Origin of the sequence: Candidatus Pelagibacter sp. Uisw_127, assembly GCF_047722515.1 — a bacterium.
In the GTDB taxonomy this organism is placed as follows: Bacteria; Pseudomonadota; Alphaproteobacteria; order Pelagibacterales; family Pelagibacteraceae; genus Pelagibacter.
The window spans coordinates 454,555-474,403 of the sequence record NZ_CP159815.1; the positions used below are offsets into that span (position 1 = coordinate 454,555).

The window sequence follows — 19,849 nt, forward strand, 5'->3', positions numbered from 1 at the left end:
CTTTGTTCTACTATTTTTTCTTATAGTTTTTTTTATAAAAATTTAAAAAGTGAAATAAGTAAAGGATTGTGTGGTGCCCCCGCACGGAGTCGAACCGCGGACCTATTGATTACAAATCAATTGCTCTACCAGCTGAGCTACAAGGGCATAATTGATTTCTATTAAGAAATCTTAAACTAATCAAGAATTTTTTTTCAAATAACTTAAATGATGAAATACTATTGCTGCACTATTCGAGATATTTAAGCTTTCAACATCTTTATTTATATCAATCTTAACTAAAAAGTCTGTATATTTACCCGTATGCTCCCTCATACCAAATCCTTCAGATCCAAATAAAAGAACATTTTTCCCACTCCATTTAACATCAACAAAATTTTTTTCTCCTTTAGCATCAAAACCATAAACCCAAAAGTTTTTCTCTCTTAAGTTTTTAAGTGTTGAATTAATGTTGGAAACTTCAAATATATTTAAATGCTCCATACAACCACTTGCCGCTTTATACATTAGCTTGCTATCTGATGGGAATTGTCTTTCTTTAACTATTAAACCATCAATATCAAATGATGCTGCGCTTCTTATTAGAGAGCCAATATTTCTTGGATCTGTCACCTCATCGATACAAACAAATGTTAGATTATTTTTCCCTTTTATAAATTCTTTTAATTCAGGTTGATCTAAATGCTCTACTTCAGCAATATAACCACCATGCATCATTTGATCTTTTGAAGTATATTTATCTAACTCTTTTTTTGATTTAAAATATACCTTAACATCTTCAAGAACATTTTTTTTTGGGTTTTTTCTGTGAATATTTTTTTTACTTTCTTCAGTTAAAAAAACTTTTAAAACCTTTCTATTAGGGTTTCTTAGAGCCTCAATAACAGCATGCTGTCCAACGATCAGAAAAGATGATTTATTCATAAATTAATGATTGTTTATACGTATTTTACCATGTTTTCACAGTAAATCTCGTGTTGCAATTGCATAATAAAAATATATAAAACGCATGTTGTTTGAAGCTTTATTGAAGAAGGGGACACTTCCCCAAAAAGGAGGGGTTCCAGAGCGGTCAAATGGGGCGGGCTGTAAACCCGTTGACTTCGGTCTTCGAAAGTTCGAATCTTTCCCCCTCCACCATTCAATAAATTTTTAAATAACAATGGAGTGTTATTCTTGATGTTGTGCGGGTGTAGTTCAATGGTAGAACGCTAGCCTTCCAAGCTGGATGTAAGAGTTCGATTCTCTTTACCCGCTCCAAGAAAAAAAGAAATTATTAATAAAACTAAACTGAGGTAAAAAAGTAATGTCAAAAGAAAAGTTCGTAAGAAACAAACCACACTGTAACATCGGAACAATTGGTCATGTCGACCATGGTAAAACAACATTAACTGCAGCGATCACAAAAGTGTTATCTGAAACAGCTGGTTCAACTGCAACTTTTACGGCGTACGATCAAATTGATAAAGCCCCTGAAGAAAAAGAAAGAGGAATTACAATTTCGACTGCTCACGTTGAGTATGAAACTGAGAAAAGACATTACGCACACGTAGATTGTCCTGGTCACGCTGATTATGTAAAAAATATGATTACAGGTGCAGCTCAAATGGATGGAGCAATTTTAGTAGTTAATGCTGCTGATGGTCCTATGCCTCAAACTAGAGAACACATTCTTTTAGGAAGGCAAGTTGGTATTCCTTCTATTGTCGTTTACTTAAATAAGGTTGATCAAGTAGATGATAAAGACATGATTGAACTTGTAGAAGAAGAAATTAGAGAACTTTTAACTTCATACAAATATCCTGGAGAAACAACTCCAATTACTAAAGGCTCTGCTTTAGCTGCAGTTGAGGGTAGAGATGATGAAATTGGAAAAAACTCTATTGTAGAATTAATGAAAACAGTTGATGAGTTTATTCCTCAACCGACTAGAGATATAGATAAACCTTTCCTAATGCCTGTTGAGGATGTTTTCTCAATTTCAGGTAGAGGAACTGTTGCAACTGGTAGAATTGAATCTGGTGTTATTAAAACTGGTGAAGAAGTTGCAATCGTTGGTGTTACCGAAACTAAAAAATCAGTTTGTACTGGTGTTGAAATGTTTAGAAAACTTTTAGATTCTGGTGAAGCTGGAGATAACGTAGGAATTTTGTTAAGAGGTGTTGAAAGAGATGATATTCAAAGAGGACAGGTTCTTTGTAAACCTGATTCAATTACACCACACACTAAATTTGAAGCTCAGGCTTATGTACTTAAAAAGGATGAGGGTGGGAGACACACTCCTTTCTTTACTAAATACAGACCCCAGTTTTATTTTAGAACAACAGATGTAACAGGTGAAGTAACGTTACCAGCAGGAACTGAAATGGTTATGCCCGGTGATGATGCTAAATTTACAGTTACTTTGATTACTCCAATTGCGATGAGCGAAAAATTAAACTTTGCTATTCGAGAAGGTGGTAGAACAGTTGGAGCTGGAGTAGTAACTAAAATTATAGAATAAACTCTATAGGAGTGTAGCTCAATTGGTAGAGCGCCGGTCTCCAAAACCGGAGGCTGAGGGTTCGAGTCCCCCCACTCCTGCCAAATAAGCTAAACAGTATATTATGAAAAACCCAATTAAATTTATCCAAGAAGTTAAACAAGAAGCCTTTAAGGTCTCCTGGCCAACAGGAAAAGAGACTATGCAGGGCGCATTAATGGTGTTTGCTATGGCAGTTGTCATGTCACTTTTTTTTTTACTTCTCGATCAGGTTCTTAAATTTTTATTGGAAGCTTTACTAAAGGTAAGTATTTAATGAAAAACTGGTATATTGTTCAATCGCACTCAAATTTTGAGAATAAAGTTGCAGGATTAATAAGAGAAGAGGCTGAAAAAGCAAAAATTTCTGAAAAAATTGAAGAAATTGTTGTTCCAACTCATGATGTAACTGAAGTCAAAAGAGGAAAAAGAATTCAGAGAAAAAAGAAATATTTTCCTGGTTATGTACTAATAAAAACCGAGATGGATAACGACCTTTATCACATGATTAAAAACCTGAAGAGAGTTAGTGGTTTTTTAGGCTCTAAAGGTATTCCTGTACCTGTATCCGACAAAGAAATAGAAAAAATTCTAGGTCAAATAAAAGATGGTGTAGCACAGCCAAAATCTGGTATAGAGTACGTCATTGGTGAAAAAGTTCAAGTTGTTGACGGACCTTTTGCATCATTCAGTGGGATGGTTGAAGATATTGACGAAGAGAAATCTAGATTAAAAGTTTCGGTATCAATTTTTGGAAGACCAACACCTGTTGATTTAGAATATAACCAAGTAGAGAAAGCAAGTTAATGGCAAAAGAAATTAGTGGATATATAAAATTACAAATTATGGGTGGTCAGGCAAATCCTGCTCCACCAGTAGGGCCAGCATTGGGTCAACGTGGGATTAACATAATGGAATTCTGTAAAGCTTTTAATGATAAAACTAAAGCATTTGCTGGAAAACCAATTCCAGTAATCATTACTGTTTACAAAGATAAAAAGTTTGATTTTGAAATTAAATCACCACCGGCATCTCACTTTATTAAAGAAGCAGCTAAATTAAAGGGTGGATCAAAAGAACCTGGCAGAAGTATAGCTGGGTCAATTACAAAAAAACAAGCAGAAGAAATTGCAACACAAAAAATGAAAGATCTTAACGCACATAGTTTAGAGCAAGCTGTAAAAATTATTGCAGGTTCAGCGAGATCAATGGGGATAGAGGTTAAAGACTAATGGCATCAAAAAGATTTAAAAAATTACCAGAAAAAACAAAAGATTTAGCAACTGAGTTGATGGAAAAATTATTACCAGATGTTAAAAAAAACTGTACTACAAAATTCGATGAATCAATTGACTTATCTTTCCAAGTTAACAATAAGCAAAAAAAGGGTGAAGTTAATATCAGAACTGTAGTTAATTTACCCGGTGGAAATGGTAAAAAAGTAAAAGTAGCTGTTGTTTGTGAAGATGCTAAAGCACAAGAAGCTAAAGATGCTGGTGCAGATATAGTTGGAAGTGATGAATTTATTGACAAAATTAAAGCTGGCGAATTAAATTTTGAAAAGTTAATTTGTACACCAGGTATGATGGTTAAACTTTCAAAACTTGGGAAAGTTTTAGGACCAAAAGGCCTTATGCCAAATCCTAAACTTGGATCTGTTTCTGATGATGTAAAACAAGCTGTAACAAATGCTAAGTCTGGCCAAGCTGAGATCAGAAATGATAAAGACGGAAATATTGGTGTTAGTATTGGAAAAAAATCATTTCATGATGATCAATTATTAAAAAATTATTATGCAATTTTAGACACTTTAGAAAAAGAAAAAGGTAACCTTACTTTAAAAGGCGATCTAATTAAAAATACCTTTGTAACATCTAGTATGGGTGTGTCTTACAAAGTTAAATTAGGAAAGATTATATAGTTATGATGACCAGGGAGCAAAAAAAGAATTATATTAGTGAAATGGAAACTCAGTTTCAAAATAACGAATCTGTATTAGTTACTCATTATCAGGGACTTACCATGTCTCAAATAGATGAGTTAAGAGCTCAAATGAGAGAACATGGAATTAAATTCAAAATTACTAAAAATAGAATCACTAAACTAGCACTTGAAAAAACAAAGTGTAAGGATCTTTCTAACTTATTTACAGGAGCTACCGCTGTTGCTTTCTCAAATGATGCAATTATGTCTGCAAGAATATTGTCAAAATTTGCAAAAACTAATGAAAACTTGAAGCTTTTAGGTGGAATAATGGGCAGTGACATTTTGGATAAAACTGGAGTTCAGGATGTAGCTAATTTACCAACACTTGACGAAGCTAGAGCTAATATTGTGGGAATTTTAGCTGCATCAGCTTCAAAATTTGTAAGTATTTTACTTGCACGTTCTGAAAAAATGAGTAGTTTGTCCCCAGAAAATTCTGAAAATAACCCTAAAGAAGTATAAAAAAATATGCCTGATCTAAATAAAATTATTGAAGACTTATCAAGTTTAACTGTTGTAGAAGCAGCTGAACTTTCAAAACAACTTGAGGAAAAATGGGGTGTTACAGCTATGGCTGCAGCAGCTCCAGCAGCAGCAGCAGGTGGTGCAGCTGAAGAAGCCAAAGATGATTTTACAGTCATGTTAATTTCGGCTGGAGATAAAAAGATTAATGTTATTAAAGAAGTTAGAGCAGCAACATCTTTAGGTCTTAAAGAAGCAAAAGATTTAGTCGAAGGTGCACCGAAAGAAGTAAAATCTGGTGTTAACAAAAAAGATGCTGAAGAACTTAAAGCTAAGTTAGAAGCAGCAGGCGCAAAAGTAGAACTTAAATAAATTAATTAGAAAGAACCTAATTACTGATTGGTTTTAATCGGTAACTATTTATAAATGCAATTATCTTTTACTCAAAAGAAAAATGTTAGAAAAAGCTTTGGTAAATTAGCTGAAACTTTGTCTATTCCTAACTTAATTGAAGTTCAAAAAAATTCTTACAAACAGTTAACTGATTTTGATTCTGAAGCTGGAGATTTGTCAAAAGGCTTTGATAGAGTTTTTAAAAGTATTTTTCCAATTGAGGATCTTAATGACAAAGCAACATTAGAGTATGTTTCATATAGTTTAGAAAAACCTAAATTTGATACAGAAGAATGTATTCAAAGAGGATTATCCTTCACTTCTGCTCTTAAGTGTATTTTGAGACTGGTTGTTTATGAGATAGATCAAGAGAATAATACAAAAGATATTCTATCTGCTAAAGAACAAGAGGTTTATATGGGTGAAGTTCCAATGATGACAGGTAGTGGAACTTTTATAACTAACGGTGTACAAAGAGTTGTTGTAAACCAAATGCATAGAAGCCCAGGTGTCTTCTTTGATCATGATAAGGGAAAATCTCATGCTAGTGGTAAACTTCTTTTTAATTGTAGAGTTATTCCAAATAGAGGTTCTTGGTTAGATTTAGAGTACGACGTTAAAGATTTTTTATATTTTAAAATTGATAGAAAGAAAAAAATATTTGCATCAACTTTGTTGATGGCTTTAGGATTTAACAAGCCTGAAATAGCTGATGAATTTTATGGTAAAGAAATTTATTTTTTTGATGCTAAAACAGGAAAATGGAAGACAAGATTTAATCCAGAAAATTATAAAGCAAAAAATTTTTCTGAAGAGGTTATAGATAATAAAACTGGCAAAATTGTTATCAAATTAGGAGATAAAGTTAATTATTTAACAGCAAAAAAATTAGCTAGTGATGGGCTAAGAGATATCTTGGTTTCACAGGAATCTCTTTATGGAAAATATTTACATAGAGACGTTAAAGTTAGCGATGATGAAGAAGAAGGTACTTTTGCTATAGGTACTGAGTTAAACGACACTATTATCAAACAAGTATTAGAAGCCAACATAAACTCTATTGAAGTTTCAATTACAAATTCAATTAATAAAGGACCTTATTTGTTAGCTACTCTTTTAAATGACAAAAATAATAGTAAAGAAGAGGCAATTACAGAAATTTATAAAGTTTTAAGACCAGGTGAACCACCAACTATAGAAATTGCTACACAAATTTTTAATAATTTATTTTTTAGTTCTGATAGGTATGACCTTTCTGATGTCGGCAGAGTAAAAATGAATTCTAGATTAGCTTTAGAGTGTTCAGATAAAGTTACAATTTTAAGAAATGATGACATCGTAGCCATTGTCCATAAAATGTTAGATTTACGTGATGGTAAAGATGAAGTTGATGATATCGATCATTTAGGAAATAGAAGAGTTAGATCTGTTGGTGAACTTGTAGAAAACCAAGCTCGTATAGGCGTTTATAGAATGGAAAGAGCTATTAAGGAAAAGATGACAACTCTAGATATTGAATCGGCTATGCCTCAGGATTTAATTAATGCAAAACCATTAACCGTGTCTTTAAAAGATTTTTTTGTAAGCTCTCAACTTTCTCAATTTATGGATCAAACAAATCCTTTATCTGAAATAACTCACAAAAGAAGAGTTTCTGCTTTAGGCCCTGGTGGCCTAACTAGAGAACGAGCTGGATTTGATGTCCGTGACGTTCACCCAACTCACTACGGTAGAATTTGCCCGATTGAAACTCCTGAGGGACCAAATATTGGGTTGATTAATAGTTTATCCACATATGCAAAAATTAACAAATATGGTTTTATTGAAAGTCCTTACAAGAAAGTTAAAAACGGAATAGTAGAAAATAAAGTTGAATACTTATCAGCTATGGAAGAAACGAAATTTACAATTGCTCAAGCAAATGCCAAACTTGATAAAAGTGGAAAAATTTTAGAAGAACTAGTTCCTTGCAGAGAAAATCTAAACTTTGTTTTATCAAGACCTGAAAATATTGATTACATTGATGTATCTCCAAAGCAATTGGTTTCTGTTGCAGCATCTTTAATTCCTTTTTTAGAAAATGATGATGCAAACAGAGCCCTTATGGGGTCTAACATGATGAGACAGGCTGTGCCTTTATTGAAGCCTGAATCTCCATTAGTTGGAACTGGTATTGAAAGTGATGTTGCTCTTGATTCTGGTGTTACTATTGTTGCTAATCGTGATGGTACAGTTGATAAAATTGATGGTAAAAGAATTGTTATCAAGGCTACAGAAGAAACTGACTTTACAAAATCTGGTGTTGATATTTATAATTTACAAAAATTTAAAAGATCAAACCAAAATACCTGCATTAACCAAAAACCTTTGGTGAGAGTTGGTGATAAAGTTAAATCAGGTGACATTATTGCTGATGGTCCTTCAACTAAATTAGGTGAGTTAGCACTTGGAAAAAATGTAACTGTAGCATTCATGCCTTGGCAAGGTTACAATTTTGAAGATTCTATTTTAATCTCAGAAAGATGCGTAACGGATGACGTATTTACCTCTGTTCATATTGTTGAATATGAAGTTATGGCCAGAGATACTAAGCTTGGTGAGGAAGAAATCACTAGAGATATTCCAAATGTTAATGAAGAAGCATTAAAAAATCTTGATGAATCAGGGATTGTTTATATTGGTGCTGAAGTTAAAGCTGGAGATATTCTTGTTGGTAAAGTTACACCAAAAGGTGACTCTGCATCAGGCCCAGAAGAAAAATTATTAAGATCAATTTTTGGAGAAAAAGCAATTGACGTCACTGACACATCTTTAAAAATGTCTAGAGGTAGTAGTGGAACAATTGTCGATGTAAGAGTTTTTAATAGACACGGTATTGAAAAAGATGAAAGATCTATAACCATTGAAAGAGCAGAAATTGAAACTGTTCAACAAGATAAAATCGTTGAAGAAGAAATTTTAGAAAGAAGTATCAAACAAAGAGCTAACCAGATTTTTTCAGGTGCCTCGTTAACTAAAAAAATTAAAGATTTAGAAATAGGAACGAAACTTGACTTAGGAACCATAAATATAATTAGCATCAATGATCTTTTCAAAGTTACAGTAGGAAATGTTAATGATGAAGCAAGTGTTGCTCAATTAAAAGACCAATACAATACTGCTAAGCAAGATATTTTAGAAAGATTTGAAGACAAGGTTCTTAAAATTAGAAGTGGTGACGATCTGTTACCAAGTGTTATGAAAATGGTTAAAGTATTTGTTGCAATTAAAAGAAGATTGAGACCAGGTGATAAAATGTCAGGAAGACATGGTAACAAAGGCGTTGTTAGTAAAATTGTTCCTGTTGAAGATATGCCTTATAGAGAAGACGGAAGACCAGTTGATATTGTTCTAAATCCTTTAGGTGTTCCAAGTCGTATGAATGTTGGTCAAATTTTAGAAACACATCTTGGTTGGGCCTGTAAAGAATTTGGTGAAGAAGTAAAGAGATTAGTAAACGAAAATAATAAAAAATTTGAAAAAACTCAAAAAATTGCATCCTTTTTAACGTCTGTATATGGAAAAGAAGTTTTTGATGATGGTATCGATAAATTAAATAAGACTGAATTTGCAGATTTGTGTGAGAATTTACAAAATGGTATAGCTATTTCAACTCCTGTATTTGATGGTGCTAAAGAAAAAGACGTTTCTGAAATGCTTAAGTTAGCTAAACTACCCACATCTGGACAGACCCACTTATGGGATGGAAGAACAGGTGAAATGTTTGATAGACCAGTAACTGTTGGAATTATCTATATGTTAAAACTTCATCACCTTGTTGAAGATAAAATTCATGCAAGATCTACTGGACCATACAGTCTTGTTACTCAACAACCTTTGGGTGGTAAAGCTCAATTAGGTGGACAAAGATTTGGTGAAATGGAAGTTTGGGCACTTGAAGCGTATGGTGCCTCTTATACTTTACAAGAAATTCTAACTGTTAAATCAGATGACGTCGCTGGAAGAGTTAAAGTTTATGAAACTATAGTTAAAGGCGAAGAGAATTTTGAATCTGGAATACCAGAATCATTTAACGTACTAGTTAAAGAAATTAAATCATTAGCACTAAACATAGAATTAAATTAAATATGAAAAAAGAATTAACAGATTTATTTAAAAATAGTGAAGTTTCAGAAGCTCAAAATTTTAGTAGCATTAAGATTACTTTAGCCAGTCCAGAAAAAATTAAATCTTGGACTTACGGTGAAATTAAAAAACCTGAAACTATAAATTATAGAACTTTTAGACCTGAAAAAGATGGCTTGTTCTGTGCTAGAATTTTTGGACCCATTAAAGATTACGAATGTTTGTGCGGTAAGTACAAAAGAATGAAATTCAGAGGAATAATTTGTGAAAAATGTGGAGTTGAAGTTACAAAATCTAATGTGCGTAGAGAAAGAATGGGTCACATTAATTTAGCTACACCTGTAGCACATATCTGGTTTTTAAAATCACTACCTAGTAGAATTTCTCTTGCAGTTGACATGAAGTTAAAGGAAGTAGAAAGAGTTTTATACTTTGAAAACTTTATTGTTATTGAGCCTGGAATGACAACATTACAAAAAAATCAACTACTCAATGAAGAAGAGCTTGCAAAATACCAAGATGAATTTGGTGAAGAATCATTTGAAGCAGGGATTGGTGCTGAGGCTATTCTCAATATCTTAAAATCAATGGATCTTGAGTTAGAAAGAAAAATTTTAATTAACACTATCAAAGAAACAAAATCAAAAGTTAACGAAGAAAGATCAATTAAAAGACTTAAATTAATTGAGTCATTCATTGAAACGGGTCAAAAACCTGAGTGGATGATTTTAACAGTTATTCCTGTAATTCCGCCTGAACTTAGACCATTAGTACCTTTAGATGGAGGAAGATTTGCGACTTCTGACTTAAACGATCTTTATAGAAGAGTTATTAACAGAAATAATCGTTTAAAGAGATTAATGGACCTTAAAGCGCCAGATATTATTGTTAGAAATGAAAAAAGAATGCTGCAAGAATCTGTTGATGCTTTATTTGATAACGGTAGAAGAGGGAGAGTAATAACTGGAACTGGTAAGAGACCTCTTAAATCTTTAGCTGAAATGCTTAAAGGTAAGCAAGGTAGATTTAGACAAAACTTATTAGGAAAAAGAGTGGATTACTCAGGTAGATCGGTAATTGTTGTTGGCCCAGATCTTAAATTACATGAATGTGGTTTACCTAAAAAAATGGCTTTAGAACTTTTCAAACCTTTTCTTTACGCAAGATTGAATAAATTAGGACTAGCTTCAACGATCAAACAAGCAAAGAAATTAGTTGAAAAAGAAACTAATGCTGTTTGGGATGCACTTGAACTCATTGTTAGAGAGCACCCCGTGCTGCTTAACCGTGCTCCAACACTTCACAGATTAGGTGTGCAAGCATTTGAACCTAAATTAATTGAAGGGGATGCTATTGAATTACACCCATTATGTTGTGCGGCTTTCAATGCTGACTTTGATGGTGACCAAATGGCTGTACATGTTCCATTGAGCTTAGAGGCTCAACTAGAAGCAAGAATTTTAATGTTATCAACAAATAATATTTTAAGCCCATCAAATGGAAAACCTATTATTGTACCAAGTCAGGATATGATTTTAGGACTTTATTATTTATCTCAAGCTCCTTTTCAAACTGAAAAGCCAGATGGTTACTTCATAAATAATAACGAAATTGAACACGCGTTATCAACGGGTCAAATAAAAGTACACTCAACTATTGTTTCTAGATTCGAAACACTTGATGAAAAAGGAAATAAGAAGGTTGAAAAACACACAACAACTGCTGGAAGATTCTTATTAGCAAATTTATTACCTAAGAATAAAGATATTACTTTTTCAATGATAGACAGATTGTTACCAAAGAAAACAGTTTCTGAAATCATTGACAGTGTATTTAGATTTTGTGGTCAAAAAACTACAGTTATTTTTTGTGATCATTTAAAAGACTTAGGTTTCAAACACGCATTTAAAGCTGGTATTTCTTTTGGTAAGGATGATCTAGTTATTCCTCCAAATAAAGGCCAACTAATTGAAGATACTAAAAAACTAATTGCCGATTATGAAAATCAATATTCTGAAGGTTTAATTACTAGAGGCGAAAAATATAACAAAGTAGTTGATGCTTGGTCTAAATGTACAGATAAAGTTGCAGGCGAAATGATGAGAGGAATTTCTGCAACAGAAAGTACTCCTGATGGAATGAAAATTAACTCTGTATTCATGATGGCCGATAGTGGTGCTAGAGGATCAGCTGCACAAATGAAACAATTGGCTGGAATGAGAGGACTGATCGCAAAACCTTCTGGTGAAATTATTGAAACACCTATTATTTCTAATTTTAAAGAAGGTCTTACGGCTCTTGAATATTTTAACTCAACTCACGGAGCCAGAAAAGGTCTTGCTGATACTGCCTTAAAAACAGCGAGCTCAGGTTATTTAACTAGAAGACTTTGTGACGTTGCTCAGGATCTTACTATTTCTAAAATAAAATGTGATAATCCAGGATTTATTGAATTAGGTGAAATTCTTGAAGGTGGAAATGTCGTTGTTAGTTTATCTGAGAGAGCCTTAGGAAGAGTTACTGCATTTGATGTAAAAAACCCAATCTCAGGTGAAGTTGTAATTAAAAAAGATATAATGATTGATGAAGCTGGTTGCGATAAAATTGATGCAGCAGGTGTTAAATTCATCAAAGCTTATTCAGTAATGACGTGTAGTTCTAAAAAAGGTGTTTGTGCAACTTGTTATGGACGTGATTTATCAAGAGGTAAAATGGTTCACGTTGGTGAAGCAATTGGTATGATTTCAGCTCAATCTATTGGTGAGCCGGGTACACAGTTAACAATGAGAACATTCCATGTTGGTGGTACCGCTTCTGTTAAACAAGAATCTCAAATTGTTACAAAATCTTCAGGTATTTTGAAAATTATTAACTCAAATTTATTAGAAGATTCTAAGAAAAACTTAATTGTAATGGGTAGAAACACGCAACTTTCTATTGAAGATGATAATGGAGTTCAAGTAGCTGTCTATAAAGTAGCTTATGGATCAAAATTATTTTTCCAAAATGGTGATAAAGTTAAATCAAATGAAAAAATTTGCGAATGGGACCCTTACACTACGCCAGTTATTGCTGAGAAAAGTGGTACTGCTGGATATGTTGATTTGATTGATGGAATTTCTATCCAAGAAACCACAGATGATGCAACTGGTATTTCATCTAAATCTGTAATTGACTGGAGAGCTCAATCTAAAAATACTGATTTAAAACCAAGAATTACTTTAAGAGATGATAAAGGAAACGTTATTAAGAAAGCTGACGATAATGAGGCTAGATATTACCTAGTACCAGATTCAATTTTATCTGTTAAAGATGGGCAAAAAATATTCGCAGGTGATATCATCGCGAGATTACCGAAAGAAACAACTAAAACAAAAGATATTACTGGTGGATTACCTCGTGTAGCTGAATTATTCGAAGCAAGAAAAGCAAAAGATAGTGCAATTATTGCTGAAAACGATGGACAAGTTTTATTTGGAAAAGAAGTTAGAGGTAAACAAAAAATTTCTATTCAACCTGAGAAAGGTGAGCCTTCTAACTATTTAATTCCAAAAGGTAAACATATAAACTTTAACCAAGGTGAAAAAATTAAAAAAGGGGAATATCTGCTTGATGGACAACCTTTACCTCACGATATCCTTAGAATTTTAGGTATAAAAGATTTAACTGAATATTTTGTTAACCAAGTACAAGAAGTTTACAGATTACAAGGTGTAATAATTAACGATAAACACATCGAAACTATTCTAAGACAAATGCTTAAAAAAGTTGAAATCAAAGTTTCTGGTGATTCGTCGTATTTACCTGGAGAAATGATTGACAGAATTAAGTTTGATATAGCAAATGAAAAACTTGTAGCAGAAGGAAAAAATCCTGCTGTTGGTGAAAGGGTTTTAATGGGAATTACCAAAGCATCGCTGCAAACTGAATCGTTTATTTCAGCTGCATCATTCCAAGAAACCACAAGAGTTTTAACTGATGCTGCTATCAAAGGTAAAGTTGACCCATTAAATGGCTTAAAAGAAAATGTTATTGTCGGCAGACTAGTTCCAGCTGGTACTGGTCATATTAAGAATAAATGGAATAGAAATGCCATTGAAGCTGATAATAAATTCTTAGCAGATCAAGACAAAATAGAACCTGTTGATGCTACAGAAGCTCAAGCTAATCAATAAATTAAACACGTTTAAATTGTAGTTTTAGTTTGACAAAGTCAAATTAAACAGTATTTTGACGATGTTTTTGGTTGGAATGTAGTACCTATTTATGGAACTAAACGCTGCCACAAAATAACCTGTCAGTTATTTTCATTCAAAAATAAATTAATTAATTAAAAAATTTATGCCAACTATTAACCAGTTGTTAAGAAAGAAAAGAACTAGACCGGTTGCAAGGAACAAAGTTCCTGCACTTGAAAAGCAACCTTTAAAAAGGGGCGTGTGTCTTAAAGTTTATACAACAACTCCTAAAAAACCCAACTCAGCATTAAGAAAAGTTGCTAGAGTTAGACTTTCAAATGGTTTTGAAGTTACAGCTTATATTGGTGGCGAAGGCCATAACCTTCAAGAGCACTCTGTGGTTTTGATTAGAGGTGGTCGTGTTAAAGATTTACCTGGTGTTCGTTATCATATTCTTAGAGGAAATTTAGATACCCAGGCTGTTGCAGGAAGAAAAAAACGTAGATCATTATACGGAACTAAAAAAGGTAAATAATTATGTCTAGAAAAAAAACTCAACCAAAAAAAGTTGTTACTCCAGACCCAATATTTAAATCAACTATTATTCCAAAATTAATCAACTCTATTATGTATGATGGAAAAAAAGTTGTTGCTGAAAAAATAGTTTATGAAGCAATCGAAAAAATTAAATCAAAAACTAAAGAAGAGCCAATTAATGTTTTTAATGAAGCAATAAATAATATCAAACCTACTGTAGAAGTTAGATCACGAAGAGTTGGTGGCGCAACCTATCAAGTGCCTGTTGAAGTAAAATCTAACAGAGCTCAAGCACTCGCAATTAGATGGTTGGTAGATGCTTCAAGAAAAAGAAAAGACAAACATATGTCTGATAAAATTTTTAATGAACTGTATGACGCTTATGAAAAAAAAGGATCAGCAGTTAAAAAAAGAGAAGATGTGCATAAAATGGCAGAGTCAAATAAGGCTTTTGCTCATTTTAGGTGGTAAAAAATTATGGCTAGAATCAATACATTAGATACATATAGAAACATCGGAATTATGGCTCATATTGATGCTGGTAAAACCACTACTACGGAAAGAATTTTATACTACACGGGAAAAAGTCACAAAATCGGTGAAGTTCATGATGGTGCAGCAACAATGGACTGGATGGAGCAAGAACAGGAAAGAGGAATTACAATTACTTCGGCTGCAACTACTTGTTTTTGGAACGACCATAGAATTAATATTATTGATACCCCTGGTCACGTAGATTTTACTATTGAAGTTGAAAGATCATTAAAAGTTTTAGACGGTGCAGTATGTGTTTTTGATGGTGTTGCAGGCGTTGAACCTCAATCAGAAACAGTATGGAGACAAGCTGATAAATATAAAGTTCCAAGAATTTGCTTTGTAAATAAACTAGATAGAACTGGTGCAGATTTTTACAGATGTGTGGATATGATTAGAGATAGGCTTGGTTGCAAACCTTTAGTTATACAAGTCCCAATTGGAATGGAAGCAGATTTATTAGGCGTTGTTGACTTAGTTAAGATGAAAGCCCAAGTTTGGAAAAATGAAGCCTTAGGTGCTGAGTGGGAATATAAAGAAATTCCTGATGATTTAAAAGAGATTTCTCAAAAATACAGAACTGAACTTGTTGAAACTGCTGTAGAGCAAGATGAAAAATTAATGGAAAGCTATTTAAATGGTGATGAAATAAAAGAAGAAGATTTAATTAAATGTATAAGAAAAGGAACTCTAAACTTTAGTTTTGTTCCAATCACTACTGGTTCAGCATTTAAAAACAAAGGTGTTCAACCTTTACTTGATGCTGTTATTAATTATTTACCAAGCCCAATTGACATTGGTTCAATTAACGGAACAATACCTGGAACTGAAGACATTAAAGAAATGAAATTTGATGATAATGCCGGTTTTTCAGCGTTAGCTTTTAAAGTTGCTAACGATCCATTTGTTGGGTCATTAACTTTTATAAGAATTTACTCTGGAACAATCAAAACTGGAACTGCGGTTTATAATACTTCAAAAGAAAAAGAGGAAAGAGTTGGCAGAATGCTTTTAATGCATGCAAACTCTAGAGAAGATATCAAAGAAGCGAATGCAGGAGATATTGTTGCGTTAGCGGGCCTTAAATTTACAATAACTGGTCATACTTTATGTGATGAAGCTAACCCAGTTTTACTTGAACCAATGGAGTTTCCTGAGCCAGTAATTGAAATTGCGGTAGAACCTAAAACAAAAGCTGACCAAGAAAAAATGGGTGAAGCTTTAGCTAGATTAGCAAAAGAAGATCCTTCATTTAGAGTAACTTCAGACGAAGAATCTGGTCAAACAATTATTAAAGGTATGGGAGAACTGCACTTAGATATTATTGTTGATCGAATGAAGAGAGAATTTAATGTTGAAGCAAATATTGGTGCACCCCAAGTTGCTTACCGTGAAACTATTCAAAATGCTTCTGAGTTTGAATATACACACAAAAAACAAAGTGGTGGTGCTGGCCAATTTGCAAAAGTTAAACTTTTGGTAGAACCTCAAGAACCAGGCAAAGGTAGAGAAGTTGATAGTAAAATTAAAGGTGGATCAATTCCAAAAGAATTCATTCCAGGTGTTGAGAAAGGTATTGAAACAATATCGGATGGTGGAATTTTAGCTGGGTTCCCATTAATTGATTATAAAGTTACAATTTTAGATGGATTACACCATGATGTTGACTCAAGTGTTCTTGCCTTTGAGTTAGCTGGTAGAGCTTGTTTTAAAGAAGCTTGCACTAGAGGTGGATTAAAATTATTAGAGCCAGTAATGAGAGTTGAAGTAGTAACTCCTGAGGATTACATGGGTGATGTTATTGGTGACTTAAATAGTAGAAGAGGTCAAATTAGTGAACAAGAAAGTAGAGGAAATGCAACTGTAATAACGGCGATGGTTCCTCTTGCTAATATGTTTGGATATATAAACAGTTTAAGATCAATGTCTCAAGGAAGAGCCCAATACTCTATGTTCTTTGATCATTATTCTAAAGTCCCACAAAATGTGCAGGATGAAGTAACTAAAAAGATTGCTGGATAATTATTATGGAAAAACAAAATATTAGAATTAAATTAAGAGCTTATGACAATAAGATTTTAGATGCATCTACTGAAGAGATTGTTAACACTGTTAAGAGAACAGGTGCAACAGTTAAGGGTCCAATACCACTACCAACTAGAATTGAAAAATATACAGTTTTAAAAGGACCTCACATTGATAAAAAAAGTAGAGAACAATTTGAAACAAGAACACACAAAAGATTAATTGATATCATTGAACCTACACCTCAAACTGTAGAAGCGTTAATGAAACTAGATTTAGCATCAGGTGTTGACGTGGAGATAAAAATTTAATTATGACTGAAATAGCATTAGTTGGAAAAAAAATAGGTATGACTAGAGAGTTTTACAAAACTGGTCGTTTAGTTCCTGTTACTGTAATTAAAATGGAAAAAGCTAGAGTTATCAACGTGATAGAAGAAGATAAACGTGGATACAAAGCAGTACAATTAGGTTTTGGTAATATTAAAAGTTCAAAACTAACAAAAGCTATGAAGGGCATGTATGCGAAGAAGAACACAGAAGCCAAGAAAAAATTAAAAGAATTTAGAGTAAAAGATACTGAAATATATAAAGAAGGTAATGAATTTGGTTTAGAAATATTCAACGAAGTTAAGTTTGTGGACACGACTTCTAAAACTATTGGTAAGGGTTTTGCAGGTGCTATGAAAAGACATAATTTTGGTGGCTTAAGAGCCACTCACGGTGTATCAGTTTCACACAGATCACATGGTTCAACTGGTCAAAGACAAGACCCTGGTAAAGTTTTTAAAGGAAAGAAAATGGCAGGCCACATGGGTGATAGAGTTAGAACTATGCAAAATTTAGAAATTATTAAAACTGATTTAGAAAATGAATTATTGTACGTAAAAGGTTCAATACCTGGTTCTAAAAATTCAGAAATATTAGTTAAACAGTCAGTGAAAGTTATTAATAAAATGACAATTAAAGAGAAAATTGCAGCTGCTGAAGAAGCCAAAAAAACACCGGATAAAAAGAAAAGATAATGAAAATAGACAAAATAAATTTAGATGGGAAAAAAGACTCAATTGAAGTTTTGGATAAAATTTTTTCAGCAAAAATAAATAAAAAATTAGTAGATAACGTTTTATACAAAACTAACGCTAACTACAAAGGTAGACACGCTAAAACAAAACAGCAGAATGAAATCGCTGGATCTACTTCAAAAATTTATGCTCAAAAAGGAACTGGTGGAGCACGTCATGCTAGTAGAAAAGCACCCATATTTGTTGGTGGTGGTGTTGCACATGGTCCCAAAGGTCAACTGGCTTATAAAAAAAGAAAATTGAACAAAAGTGAGAAAAAATTAAGCATAGCATCACTGATTACTGAAAAAAATAAACTTAATAATTTATTAATTTTTACAGATTTTGCTGCTGAAATTAAAAAAACTAAAGAAATGCACTCAATCATTAAAAAATTTGAATTAACTCATTCGTTAATAATTCTAGATAAGACTTCAAAAGAAAAAGTTGAAAAATCTATGAGAAACATTCCAAATGTTAAAGTTACTGACATTAACCACTTTAGCGCTTTTGATATTATCAAATTTAAAAAAGTTGTGTTTACTGAAAGCTCAATAAAAGAACTAGAAAAGAGATATTCATAAAATGGATAAAATACATTTATATGATAAAATTTTATCACCCATGGTGACCGAAAAGACTACAAATCTATCTGAACTAAATAAGATAGTATTTAAAGTCCCAAGAGAAGCTAACAAAACTAATTTAAAAAAGAATATTGAAAAAATATTTAAAGTTAATGTTATTAAAATTAACATTATTAATAAGCAAAACAGGAAAGTTGTTAAAAGAGGTAAAAAAGTAAATGTTCAAGGATACAAAAAAGCAATTATAACTCTAAAAAAAGGTCAAAGTATTGATCTAACAACAGGAATTTAAACGATGGCATTAAAAACATTTAAACCATATACAAAATCTACTAGAGGAACTGTTCTTGTTGATAGAACTGGTTTATGGAAGGGCAAACCTTTTAAAATGCTTGTTGAGCCTAAAAATTCAATGCGTGGAAGAAATAACAATGGTCATATCACGTCTAGAAATATGTCAGGTGGTGGACATAAGAAAATGTATAGACTTGTTGATTTTTATAGAAAAAAATTTGATGCACTGGGCACTGTTGAGCGTATTGAATATGACCCAAATAGATCATGCTATATTATGCTAATTAAGTTTGAAGATGGAACTCATTTTTACTATTTAGCCCCACAAAAGATTAAAGTTGGCGATATTGTAGAAAATGGTTCTTCAAAAGAGATTAAAATTGGAAATTGTATGCCGTTAAGAGATATTCCAGTCGGTGTAAACGTGCATAACGTTGAATTACAACCAGGTGGTGGTGGTAAGATAGCTAGATCTGCTGGTACTTCTGTTACTATAAGTGGTTTAGATGGTAATTACTCTTTAGTTAAAATGACTTCTGGTGAAGTCAGAAAAATAGATTCAAGATGCATGGCAACAATTGGTGTTTTGTCAAACCCAGATCAAAAAAATATTAAAATCGGTAAAGCTGGAAGATCAAGATGGTTAGGCAGAAGACCTCATACCAGGGGAGTTGTGATGAACCCAGTTGATCACCCACATGGTGGTGGTGAAGGTAAGAGTGCTGGAGGTAGACACCCAGTATCACCTACAGGTCAAGGTGCAAAAGGATTAAAAACAAGAACAAACGCAAGAACAGATAAGTTTATAGTTAAAAAAAGAAATAAAAGAAAGGATACTAAAAAATAATGGCTAGATCAGTATGGAAAGGTCCTTTTGTTGAAGAGAGCTTAATTAAAAAAGTGGAAAAACAAAAATTAGACCCAAAAAAAATGCCAATTAAAACTTGGTCAAGAAAATCAACTATAATTCCTGAATTTATTGGTGTTAGTTTTTTGATTTATAATGGAAAGAAATTTATACCAGTTACCATTTCTGAAGATATGGTTGGACACAAACTTGGTGAGTTTTCACCAACAAGAACATTTTTTGGTCATACGCCTGCAGATAAAAAAGCTAAACCCGCAACAGCAGCTAAGAAATAAT

The 19,849-nt window shown here is 32.7% G+C and carries 19 protein-coding genes and 4 tRNA genes; 21 read left to right on the forward strand and 2 right to left on the reverse strand.

Annotated features, from left to right (window positions below):
• Positions 1–71: 71 nt before the first annotated feature.
• Both ABXT65_RS02410 and rlmB read right to left on the reverse strand, forming a co-directional pair.
• Positions 72–147: transfer RNA gene (locus tag ABXT65_RS02410), tRNA-Thr, on the reverse strand.
• A gap of 33 nt (positions 148–180) precedes the next feature.
• Positions 181–924, reverse strand: coding sequence for a 23S rRNA (guanosine(2251)-2'-O)-methyltransferase RlmB (gene rlmB, locus ABXT65_RS02415; RefSeq protein ID WP_415323968.1), 744 nt, complete (start codon positions 922–924; stop codon positions 181–183).
• Positions 925–1,054: 130 nt separating this feature from the next.
• On the opposite strand from rlmB, the gene ABXT65_RS02420 reads away from it, so the two are divergent.
• The 21 genes from ABXT65_RS02420 (at position 1,055) to rpsS (ending at position 19,848) form a co-directional block, all read left to right on the forward strand.
• Positions 1,055–1,140, forward strand: a tRNA-Tyr gene (locus ABXT65_RS02420).
• Between the two features lie 46 nt (positions 1,141–1,186).
• Positions 1,187–1,260 (forward strand) — tRNA-Gly (locus tag ABXT65_RS02425).
• A gap of 46 nt (positions 1,261–1,306) precedes the next feature.
• Positions 1,307–2,503 carry an elongation factor Tu gene (gene tuf / locus ABXT65_RS02430; RefSeq protein ID WP_415323969.1) on the forward strand — a complete coding sequence of 399 codons (1,197 nt, stop codon included), beginning with the start codon at positions 1,307–1,309 and terminating at the stop codon, positions 2,501–2,503.
• Positions 2,504–2,510: 7 nt separating this feature from the next.
• Positions 2,511–2,586 (forward strand) — tRNA-Trp (locus tag ABXT65_RS02435).
• 20 nt (positions 2,587–2,606) lie between these two features.
• A complete protein-coding gene (secE, locus tag ABXT65_RS02440; protein ID WP_415300920.1) occupies positions 2,607–2,798 on the forward strand; it encodes a preprotein translocase subunit SecE in 192 nt (63 codons plus the stop codon).
• Complete coding sequence (nusG, locus tag ABXT65_RS02445) at positions 2,798–3,328, forward strand: transcription termination/antitermination protein NusG (protein ID WP_415323971.1); 531 nt, start codon at positions 2,798–2,800, stop codon at positions 3,326–3,328. Before secE ends, nusG begins: the two co-directional genes overlap by 1 nt.
• The gene (rplK, locus tag ABXT65_RS02450) at positions 3,328–3,753 is read left to right on the forward strand and encodes a 50S ribosomal protein L11 (RefSeq protein WP_415277713.1); all 426 of its coding nucleotides are present in this window, start codon (positions 3,328–3,330) and stop codon (positions 3,751–3,753) included. The genes nusG and rplK overlap by 1 nt, the downstream gene beginning before the upstream one ends.
• Positions 3,753–4,442 (forward strand): 50S ribosomal protein L1, encoded by a 690-nt coding sequence (gene rplA, locus ABXT65_RS02455; RefSeq protein ID WP_415323972.1) that lies wholly within the window; start codon positions 3,753–3,755, stop codon positions 4,440–4,442. Before rplK ends, rplA begins: the two co-directional genes overlap by 1 nt.
• A 5-nt stretch (positions 4,443–4,447) precedes the next feature.
• The gene (rplJ, locus tag ABXT65_RS02460; RefSeq protein ID WP_415324201.1) at positions 4,448–4,969 is read left to right on the forward strand and encodes a 50S ribosomal protein L10; all 522 of its coding nucleotides are present in this window, start codon (positions 4,448–4,450) and stop codon (positions 4,967–4,969) included.
• Between the two features lie 6 nt (positions 4,970–4,975).
• The gene (gene rplL, locus ABXT65_RS02465) at positions 4,976–5,341 is read left to right on the forward strand and encodes a 50S ribosomal protein L7/L12 (RefSeq protein WP_415285746.1); all 366 of its coding nucleotides are present in this window, start codon (positions 4,976–4,978) and stop codon (positions 5,339–5,341) included.
• A gap of 54 nt (positions 5,342–5,395) precedes the next feature.
• Positions 5,396–9,487 carry a DNA-directed RNA polymerase subunit beta gene (gene rpoB, locus ABXT65_RS02470; RefSeq protein WP_415323974.1) on the forward strand — a complete coding sequence of 1,364 codons (4,092 nt, stop codon included), beginning with the start codon at positions 5,396–5,398 and terminating at the stop codon, positions 9,485–9,487.
• A 2-nt stretch (positions 9,488–9,489) separates the two neighbouring features.
• Complete coding sequence (rpoC, locus tag ABXT65_RS02475; protein WP_415323976.1) at positions 9,490–13,662, forward strand: DNA-directed RNA polymerase subunit beta'; 4,173 nt, start codon at positions 9,490–9,492, stop codon at positions 13,660–13,662.
• 166 nt (positions 13,663–13,828) lie between these two features.
• Positions 13,829–14,200 carry a 30S ribosomal protein S12 gene (rpsL, locus tag ABXT65_RS02480; RefSeq protein WP_415277709.1) on the forward strand — a complete coding sequence of 124 codons (372 nt, stop codon included), beginning with the start codon at positions 13,829–13,831 and terminating at the stop codon, positions 14,198–14,200.
• Positions 14,201–14,202: 2 nt separating this feature from the next.
• Complete coding sequence (rpsG, locus tag ABXT65_RS02485) at positions 14,203–14,673, forward strand: 30S ribosomal protein S7 (RefSeq protein ID WP_415277708.1); 471 nt, start codon at positions 14,203–14,205, stop codon at positions 14,671–14,673.
• A 6-nt stretch (positions 14,674–14,679) separates the two neighbouring features.
• On the forward strand, positions 14,680–16,758 hold the full coding sequence (gene fusA / locus ABXT65_RS02490) for an elongation factor G (RefSeq protein ID WP_415323977.1): 2,079 nt from the start codon (positions 14,680–14,682) through the stop codon (positions 16,756–16,758).
• A 5-nt stretch (positions 16,759–16,763) separates the two neighbouring features.
• Positions 16,764–17,072: a 30S ribosomal protein S10 gene (rpsJ, locus tag ABXT65_RS02495; RefSeq protein ID WP_271492964.1), complete on the forward strand. Its 309-nt coding sequence runs from the start codon at positions 16,764–16,766 to the stop codon at positions 17,070–17,072.
• A gap of 2 nt (positions 17,073–17,074) precedes the next feature.
• Positions 17,075–17,785 (forward strand): 50S ribosomal protein L3, encoded by a 711-nt coding sequence (rplC, locus tag ABXT65_RS02500; protein WP_415323978.1) that lies wholly within the window; start codon positions 17,075–17,077, stop codon positions 17,783–17,785.
• The gene (gene rplD / locus ABXT65_RS02505) at positions 17,785–18,408 is read left to right on the forward strand and encodes a 50S ribosomal protein L4 (protein ID WP_415323979.1); all 624 of its coding nucleotides are present in this window, start codon (positions 17,785–17,787) and stop codon (positions 18,406–18,408) included. Before rplC ends, rplD begins: the two co-directional genes overlap by 1 nt.
• A gap of 1 nt (position 18,409) precedes the next feature.
• Positions 18,410–18,703: a 50S ribosomal protein L23 gene (rplW, locus tag ABXT65_RS02510; RefSeq protein ID WP_415323980.1), complete on the forward strand. Its 294-nt coding sequence runs from the start codon at positions 18,410–18,412 to the stop codon at positions 18,701–18,703.
• Positions 18,704–18,706: 3 nt separating this feature from the next.
• The gene (rplB, locus tag ABXT65_RS02515) at positions 18,707–19,552 is read left to right on the forward strand and encodes a 50S ribosomal protein L2 (RefSeq protein WP_415323981.1); all 846 of its coding nucleotides are present in this window, start codon (positions 18,707–18,709) and stop codon (positions 19,550–19,552) included.
• Entirely contained in the window at positions 19,552–19,848 is a 297-nt protein-coding gene (gene rpsS, locus ABXT65_RS02520) for a 30S ribosomal protein S19 (RefSeq protein WP_415307774.1), read from the forward strand. The genes rplB and rpsS overlap by 1 nt, the downstream gene beginning before the upstream one ends.
• Position 19,849 lies beyond the last annotated feature (1 nt).

Excerpts from the sequence above, each read along its gene's own strand:
- rlmB (WP_415323968.1), bottom strand. The coding sequence starts at position 924 with ATGAATAAATCATCTTTTCTGATCGTTGGACAGCATGCTGTTATTGAG.
- tuf (WP_415323969.1), top strand. The coding sequence starts at position 1,307 with ATGTCAAAAGAAAAGTTCGTAAGAAACAAACCACACTGTAACATCGGA.
- secE (WP_415300920.1), top strand. The coding sequence starts at position 2,607 with ATGAAAAACCCAATTAAATTTATCCAAGAAGTTAAACAAGAAGCCTTT.
- nusG (WP_415323971.1), top strand. The coding sequence starts at position 2,798 with ATGAAAAACTGGTATATTGTTCAATCGCACTCAAATTTTGAGAATAAA.
- rplK (WP_415277713.1), top strand. The coding sequence starts at position 3,328 with ATGGCAAAAGAAATTAGTGGATATATAAAATTACAAATTATGGGTGGT.
- rplA (WP_415323972.1), top strand. The coding sequence starts at position 3,753 with ATGGCATCAAAAAGATTTAAAAAATTACCAGAAAAAACAAAAGATTTA.
- rplJ (WP_415324201.1), top strand. The coding sequence starts at position 4,448 with ATGACCAGGGAGCAAAAAAAGAATTATATTAGTGAAATGGAAACTCAG.
- rplL (WP_415285746.1), top strand. The coding sequence starts at position 4,976 with ATGCCTGATCTAAATAAAATTATTGAAGACTTATCAAGTTTAACTGTT.
- rpoB (WP_415323974.1), top strand. The coding sequence starts at position 5,396 with ATGCAATTATCTTTTACTCAAAAGAAAAATGTTAGAAAAAGCTTTGGT.
- rpoC (WP_415323976.1), top strand. The coding sequence starts at position 9,490 with ATGAAAAAAGAATTAACAGATTTATTTAAAAATAGTGAAGTTTCAGAA.
- rpsL (WP_415277709.1), top strand. The coding sequence starts at position 13,829 with ATGCCAACTATTAACCAGTTGTTAAGAAAGAAAAGAACTAGACCGGTT.
- rpsG (WP_415277708.1), top strand. The coding sequence starts at position 14,203 with ATGTCTAGAAAAAAAACTCAACCAAAAAAAGTTGTTACTCCAGACCCA.
- fusA (WP_415323977.1), top strand. The coding sequence starts at position 14,680 with ATGGCTAGAATCAATACATTAGATACATATAGAAACATCGGAATTATG.
- rpsJ (WP_271492964.1), top strand. The coding sequence starts at position 16,764 with ATGGAAAAACAAAATATTAGAATTAAATTAAGAGCTTATGACAATAAG.
- rplC (WP_415323978.1), top strand. The coding sequence starts at position 17,075 with ATGACTGAAATAGCATTAGTTGGAAAAAAAATAGGTATGACTAGAGAG.
- rplD (WP_415323979.1), top strand. The coding sequence starts at position 17,785 with ATGAAAATAGACAAAATAAATTTAGATGGGAAAAAAGACTCAATTGAA.
- rplW (WP_415323980.1), top strand. The coding sequence starts at position 18,410 with ATGGATAAAATACATTTATATGATAAAATTTTATCACCCATGGTGACC.
- rplB (WP_415323981.1), top strand. The coding sequence starts at position 18,707 with ATGGCATTAAAAACATTTAAACCATATACAAAATCTACTAGAGGAACT.
- rpsS (WP_415307774.1), top strand. The coding sequence starts at position 19,552 with ATGGCTAGATCAGTATGGAAAGGTCCTTTTGTTGAAGAGAGCTTAATT.